7 protein-coding genes and 2 pseudogenes are annotated in these 10,321 nt (G+C 68.3%); 8 read left to right on the top strand and 1 reads right to left on the bottom strand.

Features of this window, described 5'->3' with window-relative positions; translation table 11 throughout:
* Nucleotides 1–256: 256 nt before the first annotated feature.
* Entirely contained in the window at nucleotides 257–412 is a 156-nt protein-coding gene (locus CFP71_RS43835; RefSeq protein WP_143267220.1) for a hypothetical protein, read from the bottom strand.
* Nucleotides 413–666: 254 nt separating this feature from the next.
* On the opposite strand from CFP71_RS43835, the gene CFP71_RS32160 reads away from it, so the two are divergent.
* The 8 genes and pseudogenes from CFP71_RS32160 to CFP71_RS32130 form a co-directional block, all read left to right on the top strand.
* A complete protein-coding gene (locus tag CFP71_RS32160; protein ID WP_093937705.1) occupies nucleotides 667–1,080 on the top strand; it encodes a hypothetical protein in 414 nt (137 codons plus the stop codon).
* Between the two features lie 53 nt (nucleotides 1,081–1,133).
* Nucleotides 1,134–3,890: an AAA family ATPase gene (locus CFP71_RS32155; RefSeq protein WP_093937704.1), complete on the top strand. Its 2,757-nt coding sequence runs from the start codon at nucleotides 1,134–1,136 to the stop codon at nucleotides 3,888–3,890.
* A 275-nt stretch (nucleotides 3,891–4,165) separates the two neighbouring features.
* Nucleotides 4,166–5,719 (top strand): S8 family peptidase, encoded by a 1,554-nt coding sequence (locus CFP71_RS32150; RefSeq protein ID WP_093937703.1) that lies wholly within the window; start codon nucleotides 4,166–4,168, stop codon nucleotides 5,717–5,719.
* A gap of 26 nt (nucleotides 5,720–5,745) precedes the next feature.
* Nucleotides 5,746–7,206, top strand: a complete 1,461-nt coding sequence (locus CFP71_RS32145; protein WP_093937702.1) for a trypsin-like serine protease — start codon at nucleotides 5,746–5,748, stop codon at nucleotides 7,204–7,206.
* Between the two features lie 27 nt (nucleotides 7,207–7,233).
* The gene (locus tag CFP71_RS32140; RefSeq protein WP_093937701.1) at nucleotides 7,234–8,772 is read left to right on the top strand and encodes a S8 family peptidase; all 1,539 of its coding nucleotides are present in this window, start codon (nucleotides 7,234–7,236) and stop codon (nucleotides 8,770–8,772) included.
* Between the two features lie 105 nt (nucleotides 8,773–8,877).
* A pseudogene (locus CFP71_RS44380) lies at nucleotides 8,878–9,333 on the top strand (type VI secretion system ATPase TssH); the annotation flags it as partial.
* 186 nt (nucleotides 9,334–9,519) lie between these two features.
* A complete protein-coding gene (locus CFP71_RS45665) occupies nucleotides 9,520–9,639 on the top strand; it encodes a thioredoxin family protein (RefSeq protein ID WP_425266640.1) in 120 nt (39 codons plus the stop codon).
* A 189-nt stretch (nucleotides 9,640–9,828) separates the two neighbouring features.
* A pseudogene (locus CFP71_RS32130) lies at nucleotides 9,829–10,321 on the top strand (hypothetical protein); the annotation flags it as partial.

Here is a 10,321-nt window from a genome sequence, read left to right as displayed (position 1 = left end):
GATCGAGGTCCAGGTCGCCGCCAGAGTGACTCCCTCCCGCCGTCGAGGCGCGGGTTCGTGCACGCGGCTCTCGACGTTTCCGGTTCGTTCTTTCGCAAGCCCCATAGTCCTTCAATACCCCGATCCGGGCTTTCCCAACCGCGTCCCGTGAAGCCCGAAAGCCGGTGAGATCGGCGCGAAGACAAGGAAATCCGGTCGATGGCCCCGGTCGGAGAAAGTATGGACCGGGACCATCGATTCAGCCGGCGGGGAGGGCTCAGAACCAGTGGGCGCGGCCGCCCACCTTGCGGCCGGTGCCGCCAAGGATCGCCAGGACGACGCCCACGACGGCGAGCACGGCGCCGATGGTGGTCAGCACCGGGATGCCGACGATCAGGCCGACCACGAGGATGATGACTCCGAGCACGATCATGGTGATTCTCTTTCCTGGCAAGGCAGGCACGCGCCTGCCGCTGCGATGGGGACTTGCCTCGTGTGCCCCGGCTCGCGCCGGGCCAAACCCGCGAACCGGAGGAGAACCGTGACGCTCGGCACTCCGGTCTGTTCGAAGCCAGTGGTCGCGATGGAGACGGCGATCCCGTAGACCCCAGTACCGCTGTTGGCTACGGATCCTCATCTATCGCTTCCGGCCTGGCCGTGGCCTCGGCGTCAGGGAAAGCTGGGTCCGTGTCGAAGCGATTCGAGGAGCCCGCGACCGTTTCGACCCTCGGGCCGCGCTACGTACGTGACCGCATGGTGGCCGGCGTGCTTCACCGGATGGCGAGTATGGCGGACGTCGCCCCCTACCTGCGGGGGCCGTCACGCGTGGCCGTGGTCCGGCTGACCGGCGAGGTGCTTTCGCGGTGCCTCGACGCGCTCGAGCCCGAAGGTCGGCTCAGCGGCGGCGAGGACGCGCTGCGACCGCGCGCGGGAGAGCCCGCCGCGGTGAGGATCGTGCTGGCCAGGGTGCTGGGCCGGTTCGCGTGGGAACAGCTGACCGAGGTCATCGGCCCGTTCGAGGTACCCCCGCTGGCCGTGTGCCGGTCCGCGGAAGCGCTGTTCGACAGTCTCGTCGAGCTGGCCCGCCCGGCCTCGCATTAAATGAGGGCCCTTAGAGAAATCCTGGACAGAAGGTTCGCGCTTAGAGTCGTTCCATGAGCGGTGCGACAGCGGATTTCGTCGCAGGGACGGCGCGGGCGATCGCCCGGTGTCCCGCCTTCGCCGTGGTCGAAGGCGAACCGGGAGCGGGCCGGACATGGCTGCTCGACGAGCTCGCGCGCCGCGAAGCCGGGGAATGCGCCGTGGTCCGGGTCCGCTGCGCCCGACGGCGGCGGCCCGTCCCGCTCGGCCCGGTGCTCGAAGCCTTGAGCGCAGACCTCGGCAGGTGGACGACGGTCGCCGCTCTGCTGTCGCCGCTCGCCGGAGTCCTCCGTCCCTTCCTGCCGGAACTGGCCGGAGTGCTCCCCGCCGAGCCGTCCGGCAGCGACAACCGCCACCTCGTGTTCCGGGCGCTCCGCGAACTGCTGACCGCGCAAGACCGCACGGTCCTGCTCGCGGACGACGCGGACGAAGCCGACGAGGAGACCCAAGATCTCTTCCGGTTCCTGGCGGACAATCCTTCTCCGCGGCTGGCTGTCGTCACCACTTCGACGATCCGGGCGCATTGGCCCGCGCCGGGTGAGTCCTGGTGGCCTCCGAGATCGGGAGTGACCGCGAGACTCACCTTGGCGCCGCTGGATGTCGACGACGTCGTGGCGCTGGCCGGCTCGCGGGAGCTCGGCGAGCGGGTTCATCGACGGACGGGCGGTGTGCGCGGAGCTGTTCACGCGGTTCTCGAATCGCCTCGCGCTCCCGTGCCGCCTGCCTGGTCCGCCGCCCTCACGGCCAGGCTCACGGAAGCGGATCCGGGCTGTGCCGCGATCACCGAGACGGCCGTCGCCTTCGGTCGTCCGGCCGACTGCGCCGAGCTGGCGAAAGTGTCCGAATTGGAGGGGGATGTCGTCGACCGTGCGCTGCTTTCGGCTCTCGACGCGGGATTTCTGCGCGATCTGGGCAGAGGACGGTACGCCGCACGCAGTCCTTTGGTGGCGGAGGTCGTCCACGCCGCCATCCCCGGCCCTCGGAGGTGCCGCCTGCACGGTCGCGTCGCTCGTCTTCTCGCCGGTTCGAGTGAGCCGGACGCGTCGAGAATCGCACAGCACCATCGGGTGGCCGGTGAGCTCGGCGATTGGGTGCGGTGGACCTCGGAGGCCGTCGACAGAGCGGTGGCCGACGGCAAACCGGACGAAGCCGTGCGCCTGCTCGAAGCCGCGCTCAGAGACGACGGACTTTCCCGTGCCGACCGGGAGAACTTCGCGGTCAGGCTCAGCAGGGAAACCGCCTACGAGCTGATCAAGGAGCCGACGGTCCGGTTGCTGCGCACAGCGGTGCGGGAGTGGCCGATGAGCAAGACCGCCCGCGGTGAGATCCGGATCAATCTCGGCCGGGTGCTGATCAACCAGAGCGGGCAGATCGACGCCGGCCGCTCGGAGATCCAGCTGGCCGTCGCGGACCTCTCCGACCATCGCGCCCTGCTCGCTCGTGGCCTGGTCACGCTGGCGCTTCCGCATCTCGGCGCGATCCCGGTCGAAGAGAACCTGCGCTGGCTCGATCAGGCCGAGCGGGCCAGCCAAGGCATCCGTGACGTCGAACTGCTCGCCGCGGTCACCGCGAACCGGATGTCCAGCCGGATGCAGGTCGCCGACCCCGGTGTCTGGCAGGACGTCGGCACGCTTCCGGAGTCACCGCGGTCGGCCGATGTGCGCCGCCAGGTCTGCCGGACCTACATCAACCTCGCCGACGCGGCGGCGTGGAACGGCTACTACCCCGTGGCCAGGTCATACCTCGCGACTGCGCGGAGGCTTATCCAGGACGAGTACCAGCCTTATCTGGAGGCCTTGGCGGCGGGCACGGACCTGCGGCTCGACGTCGCGATGGGCTTGTGGACCACAGTGGACAGCGAGGCTCGTGACCTGGTCGAGCGAGTGGGCGAGGACAGTTCCCTGGCGGGGGAGCCGCTACTGGCGCTCGGCTGGTACCACTTCGGTCGAGGGCGGCGGGCGGCGGCGTTGCGTGATTTCGACGCCGCGTTCAAGCTTTCGGCGGGAAGCGTCCCCTTGCAGGCCTCGTCGTTCGCGGGACGGGCCGCGGTCCAGCTGGCGGGCAAGGATCTCGCGGGGGCGCGCCGTCTCGTCGAGTACGGGCTGACGAACATCCGCCGCAAGAACAACTGGGTGTGGGCGGCGGAACTGCTTCCGCTCGCGGTCCGGATGCTGATCGAGGCGCACGAGACCGAAGCCGCCGAAGCGCTGCTGGCCGAGTACCAGGAAGGGATCGCCGGGCGTGACGCGCCGCTCGCCGTCGCGGCGGACCTCTTCTGCCGGGGCTTGCTCGCCCGGTCCCGCCCCGCTGAAGCCGCCGAGCTGTTCAGTCGCTCGGCGCGGTCCTACCAAGCGTTGCCGCGACCTCAAGCGGCCGCGGGCGCGGAGGAACGCGCGGGCGAGTGCTACGCCGAACTCGGCGAGCACGAACGGCTACTGGGCGCGCTGACCTCGGCCGAGACGACCTACCGGGCGCTGGACTCCCTCGCCGACGCTCAGCGGTGCCGCCGGGCACTCGCGGCTCACAGTCCGGACGTTCCGCGACGCGGCCGTCGCGGCTACGGCAAGGCGTTGTCACCGCGTGAGCTCGAGGTCGTCGGCCTCGCCGCGCAGAATCTGACCAATCGCCAGATCGCGGAACGCCTGTTCCTGTCGGCGCGCACCGTCGAGGTCCATCTCGGCCGCGCGCTGTGCAAACTCGATCTGCCTTCGCGCGCCGTGCTGAGTGAAGAATTGCTGCGGGACCGGATCGCCGGGTCGAAAACCGCCTGAGTCATGTGATTCAATCAATTTGACCTTTTCGTGCTCGCGTTATTTGATGAGGTCCCTTATTTTTTCGGCATACGGTTCTCAGTGATTCGAACCGGTCGCTACTGGTGTGACTTGCGGCAAAAGTGCTGGTAGCGGCCCCGTGAATTTAATGAGTAGTCCATCGTGGACAACCACTATTGTTCTCGGCTCCCGGAAAATTCACTGTTGTCACAGCGTCGCGGCAGTCCTCGTTTTCTCCCCGCCCGCGCCGATTCCCCACCTTCAGGAGTATGCCGATGCGTGAACGTTTCCGTCCTCGACGGACCTTGGCTCTGGCCACGGCCCTGTCCGCCGCAGCCCTCGTCCTGCCGTCCGCCGCCTCCGCGGGCGAACAGGCCGTTCTGAAAGGCGGTCCCGGCGCCATCCCGGGCGCCTACCTCGTCACGTTCAAACCCGGTCAGGCCACCACCTCCGACGTGCACTCGCTGGCCTCCGGCTACGGCGCGCAGGTGACCCGCACCTACGACTCGGCCCTGCGCGGCTTCGCCGGCCGCATGACCGAGGCGCAGGCCCGGAAGCTCGCCGCGGACCCGGCGGTCGCCACGGTCGAGCAGGACTCCCTCGCCCGCGCCACCGACACCCAGAACGACCCGACCTGGGGACTGGACCGGATCGACCAGAAAGACCTGCCGCTGGACAAGAAGTACGACTACGCCAACAAAGGCGACGGTGCCACCGTCTACGTCCTCGACACGGGGACCGACTACCGGCAGTCCGAGTTCGGCGGCCGGGCGAGCAGCGGCTACGACTTCGTCGACAGCGACAGTGACGCCTCCGACTGTCATGGCCACGGCACGCACGTCGCGGGCACCGTCGGCAGCACGACCTACGGCGTCGCCAAGGGAGTGAAGATCGTCGCCGTCCGCGTGCTCGGCTGCAACTCCAGCGCGCCGTGGTCGACGATCGTCTCCGGTATCGACTGGGTCACCAAGAACGCCAAGAAGCCCGCGGTGCTCACGATGAGCATCGGCGGTGGCGCGACGTCCACAGTGGACCAGGCGGTGCAGGGCGCGGTCCGGGCCGGGATCACCGTCACGGTCGCCGCGGGCAACGAGGGACAGGACGCCTGCAACGTCTCACCCGCCCGCACACCTGAGGCGATCACCGTCGCCGCGAGCGACGCGCAGGACAAGCGTTCGATCTTCAACTCGTCGCAGTCGTCGAACTACGGGACCTGCACGGACCTGTTCGGGCCGGGCAGCAACATCACCTCCACCCGCAACGGTGGCGGCACGCAGCAGATGAGCGGCACTTCGATGGCCACCCCGCATGTCGCGGGCGCGGCCGCGCTCTACCTGACCGCGAATCCGTCGGCCACCCCGGCGCAGGTCACCAAGGCGCTGCTCGACAACACCACCCCCGGCAAGATCTCCGACGTCAAGGGCTCGCCGAACAAGCTGCTGTACACGGGTTTCCTCGGTGGCGGCACGCCGAATCCGCCGTCCTGCGCGGGTGGGAGCAGTACTGACGACGTCGCGATCCCGGACGCCGGTGACGCCGTGTCCAGCACCGTGACCATCGGCTCCTGCGACGCCAAGGGCACTTCGGGCACCTCGGTCGCCGTGGCGATCAAGCATCCGTACTCGGGCGATCTGAAGATCGACCTCGTGACGCCGAGCGGAAAGGTCGTCAACCTCAAGCAGGCCGGCGGCGAAAGCTCGATCGATCTCTCCAAGACCTACACCGTCGACACCTCGGGCGAGAACCGTTCCGGCGACTGGAAGCTGCGCGTCCAGGACATCTACCGCTTCGACTCCGGCCTCCTCGACAGCTTCGGCCTGACCTTCTGATTTCCTCCCCTGTGAAAGGAAACACCGTGCAGAGAAAAAGAATCCTGGGCCTGCTGGCGCTGGGCATGACGGCGTTGTCGATCCCCGTCGCGGGCGGCACCGCCGGGGCGGCGCCCCAGCCGTCCGCGTCCGCCGTCGCCCCGACCGGCGACGTCCGGATCCCCGACGGCGCCCACGCCCAGGGCATCGGCGGCGTGCCGGCCTCGGTGAAGGACTACCCGTTCGCCATCGCGGCCCTGCGTGAAGGCGGCTCGCGTCCCAAGGGACAGAGCTGCAGCGGTTCGGTCGTGGCGCCCCGCAAGGTGATGGTCGCGGCACACTGCAAGGAACTGGCAGGCGAGAAGTCCGTCCTTTATGGACTCGACGATCTGAAGAGCACCGGCGGTACCCAGCTCAAGGCCGTCGACTACCAGCTCCACCCGAAGTTCACCCAGCCCTGGAACGGCTACGACGTCGCGATCATCACCACCGACGCCGACATCCCCGTCCCCGCGGGCGGCTACGCGAAGGTCGCCACTTCCGCCGACACCGGCCTGGAGACACCGGGCAAGGACGGCTTCAGCCTGGGCTACGGCAAGAAGACCCAGAACGACAGCCCCGCCGACGTCACCCTGCAGAAGCTGACCCTGCCGATCGTCAACGCGAATCAGTGCACCGGGGTGGAGAACGGTGTCGACCCCAAGACGATGATCTGCGCCGGCTACTCCGACGGCCGCAAGACCGTGCTGCCCGGGGACAGCGGCGGCCCGTTCATCGTCAACGGCGTGGTCGTCGGCATCACTTCGTGGAGCCGCAGCGACTTCAAGTGGTACAGCGTCTACAGCCGCCTGAACAACGAGATGGGGGACTGGGTCAAGCAGCAGATCGGCGACGCGCCCAGCGCGGACAAGTTCACCCTCGCGGCCTCGCCGGGTTCGGTGAAGGTCGACCCCGGCAAGTACATCTCGACGTCGATCACGAGCAAGCCGGGCAAGAACGGCAGTGAGAACGTCGCGCTGACCGCGTCCGGGCTCCCCGACGGTGCCAAGGCGACCTTCCAGCCGTCGACCATCAAGTCGGGTGACACCGCGAAGCTGACGATCGAGACGGCGGCGGGAACACCGGAACGGGACTACACGATCACCGTGTCCGGCAAGGGCACGACCGACACCGTGACCACCACGCTGACGCTGACGGTCGGCAAGGGCGGGAGCGAGCCCGGTGACATGAAGGTGACCCTCGACCCGGCTTCGGGGACCGCTCGCCCGGGTTCGATGGTCAGCACGAAGGTTTCCGTGACCGGCGGCAGTGGTTCCATCACGCTCTCGGCCTCCGGCTCGGGCCTGCCGTTCGCGCCGTTCTTCAACCCGCAGACCATTTCCAGCGGCGGCACCTCGACGATGCAGGTCTTCCCGCCGTTCCAGGCCGGGACGTACCCGATCACCGTGACGGCGAAGGACGGCTCCGGCAAGACTTCGACCGCCACGTACACGCTCACCGTCCAGTGACCACGAAGACCACGGAGGTGATCCACCATGCGTAAATCACGAAAGTTCCTGCTGGCTCTGGGAGCGCTGACACCGTTGCTGGCGCTCGGCGTCGGGAACGCCGTCGCCGCGGAAGCCGAAGGTGTGGTGATTCAAGCGAAACAGCACTACGGCGATCAGTACATCGTGGTGCTGAAGGACGGCCTCGCGACCGCCCAGGCGTCGTCCGCGTCGCTGACCCAGCGCTTCGGCGGCGAGGTCCGGTCCACCTGGTCCGCCGCACTGAACGGCTTCTCGGTCAAGAAGATGACCGAGAAGCAGGCGCGGCGGCTCGCGGCCGATCCGTCGGTGAAGGCCGTCTACCAGGACGGAACGGCCCGCGGTGCCGACACGCAGACCAACCCGACCTGGGGTTTGGACCGCGTCGACCAGAAGAACCTGCCACTGGACAAGAAGTACACCTACAACAACAGCGGTGAGGGTGTCACCGCGTACGACCTCGACAGCGGCATCAACCCGTCGAACCCGGAGTACGAAGGCCGGGCCAGCCTCGGCAAGGACTTCATGGGCGGTGACGGCAAGGACTGCAACGGGCACGGCAGTCACACGGCGGGCACGATCAGCAGCAAGACCTACGGCGTCGCGAAGAAGGTCAAGATCGTCGGGCTGAAGGTCCTCGGTTGCGACAACACCGGCCCGGACTCGGGCATCATCGACGCCGTCGACTGGGTGACGGCCAACGCGGTGAAACCGGCCGTGGCGAACATGAGCCTCACCACTGACGCGCCGGGTGTCGGTGACGACGCGGTCAAGCGGTCCATCGCCTCCGGAGTCGTCTACGGCATCGCCGCGGGCAACGCCTCGACCGACGCCTGCAACACCAGCCCGGCACGGGTGCCGGAAGCCATCACGGTGAACGCGACGGACTCCAGCGACAACCGCTCGTCGTTCTCCAACTACGGAAGCTGCACCGACATTTTCGCGCCGGGCACCAACATCACGTCGCTGAGCCCGAGCAACGGCGGCTCCGCCGGAATGAGCGGGACCTCGATGGCGACACCGCACGTCGTCGGCGCGGCCGCGCTCTACCTGGCGGCCAACCCGTCCGCGACTCCGAAACAGGTCCGGGACGCGCTGGTGAACAACGCTTCCGACGGTGTCGTCAAGAACCCGGGCAGCGGTTCGCTGAACAAACTGCTCAACGTCTCGTTCATCGGCGGTGGTGGCCCGGCGCCGAAGTGCGGCACGAAGTCGAACACGACCCCGGTGTCCATCCCGGACGCCGGTGCCGCCGTGACGAGCTCGGTGACGCAGGATGGTTGTGACGGCAGGGCGTCCTCGTCACTGCCGGTGAAGGTCGACATCTCGCACACCTATTCCGCGGACCTGGTGCTCGACCTGATCGGGCCGAGCGGTAAGGCGTACCGGCTCAAGGGCTCCGGCGGAGTCGGCACGGCAGGCGGTGTCCACGAGACGTACACGGTGGATGCCTCCGGCGAGAACGCCAACGGCACCTGGAAGCTGAGCGCCCAGGACGTCTACAAGTTCGATACCGGCAGTATCGACGGGTTCACCGTCACGTTCTGACCCGGGGGCGAGGAAAGAGGTGGGGCCGGACTTGGCTACCGGTCCCACCTCACCGCGTCCTCATCACGAAGGGCGCGATGGACGCCGGGAACATGCTCAAGCCGGCGCCGGTTCCAGCCGATCGTCGTCGGCGAACCCATGGTCGAGGACACCGTCTCGATCCTGCGTGGACTGCGGGAGCGGCTCGAGGTGTTCCACGGGGTCAAGATCCAGGACGGCGCGCTGGTCGCCGCCGCGACCCTGTCCCACCGCTACATCACCGACCGGTTCCTGCCGGACAAGGCGATCGACCTGGTCGACGAGGCGTGCGCGCGGCTGCGCACGGAAATCGACTCCATGCCCGCCGAACTCGACGAGCTCACCCGGCACGTCAGCAAGGCGCGGCTGGCGGACCTCGAGCGGGAACTCGCCGATCTTCGTGCCGGAGCGGACTCGAAGAAGGCGCAGTGGGATGCCGAGCGTCAGGGGATCCGGCGGGTCCAGGAGCTGCGGTCCGAGCTGGAGCGGCTGCGTCACGAAGCCGAAGAAGCGGAACGGAACTACGACCTGAACCGCGCGGCAGGCTCGGAAGCTCATCGCCCAGCACGGGTTCGATCCCGTGTACGGTGCCAGGCCGCTGCGCCGGTGCATCTCCCACGAGGTCGAAACCGAGATCGGGCGCTTCTGCGCGGTGAACCGACCGAGGGACTGGCGATCACCGTCGACGCAGGCGAGACCGACTTCGCGCAAGTCGCGGAGCGGGCGACGATGCCGGTGGGCGACCTCTGGGCCGCCTGGTGCGGACCCTGCCGCCAGGTCAGCCCCGCGCTGGCCCAGCTGGCGCGGGAGCGGTCAGGAAGGGCCGTACACGACGTTGACCTGGCCTGATCGCGGCGATCGGGGTGGCGTGGCTGCTGGTGCTGGTCGCGCGGGCACGCGGGGCACGCCACCGGCACGGGTCTACCGCGTGGCGACCTCCCGGCATCCCGCGCTGCCCCTCTGACGTCCTGCCCGGCCCGGCTGGTTTGGCCGGCACCCGTCGGGGAAACCAGGTGCCGAGGAGAGAGGTGAAACCACATGAACGCGCCGCACCAGGTGGCCGTCGGGCTGTTGACCGACGAAGGCCTGCCGGAGCAGGTGATCACCACCATCGTCGACGAGCTACCGGAAACTTTCGCCGCTTTGGTGAGTGGGCAGACGCGATGGCGGGTGGAGCACGAGGTCGACCAGCTGCCGTTGAACGAAGACGGTGACATCCCGATGCGCACACTGTCGGAGCAGCATCGTCAGGGCCGGGGCTGGGACTTGCTGGTGCTGGTGACCGATCTGCCTCGGCGTGCGGGGAGGAAACCCATCGTCGCCGGTGTCGACGTCGAGCACGGTGTCGCGATGATCTCGCTGCCCGCGCTCGGCGCCGTCCTGCTGCGGCGCCGGGTACGGGCGTTACTGGTTCGGGTTGTGCGGCAGTTGGTGCCGCGGCGGTCCGGGGATCACGGCGCGCAGGACGCTGGGACACGGCTGCAAGAGGCGCTGGCCCCGACGCAGTTTTTGGCCGATGACCGCACGCCGT

Source organism: Amycolatopsis thailandensis, assembly GCF_002234405.1.
GTDB classification, from domain to species: Bacteria; Actinomycetota; Actinomycetes; order Mycobacteriales; family Pseudonocardiaceae; genus Amycolatopsis; species Amycolatopsis thailandensis.
This window is presented reverse-complemented; position numbering and strand designations above follow the sequence as displayed.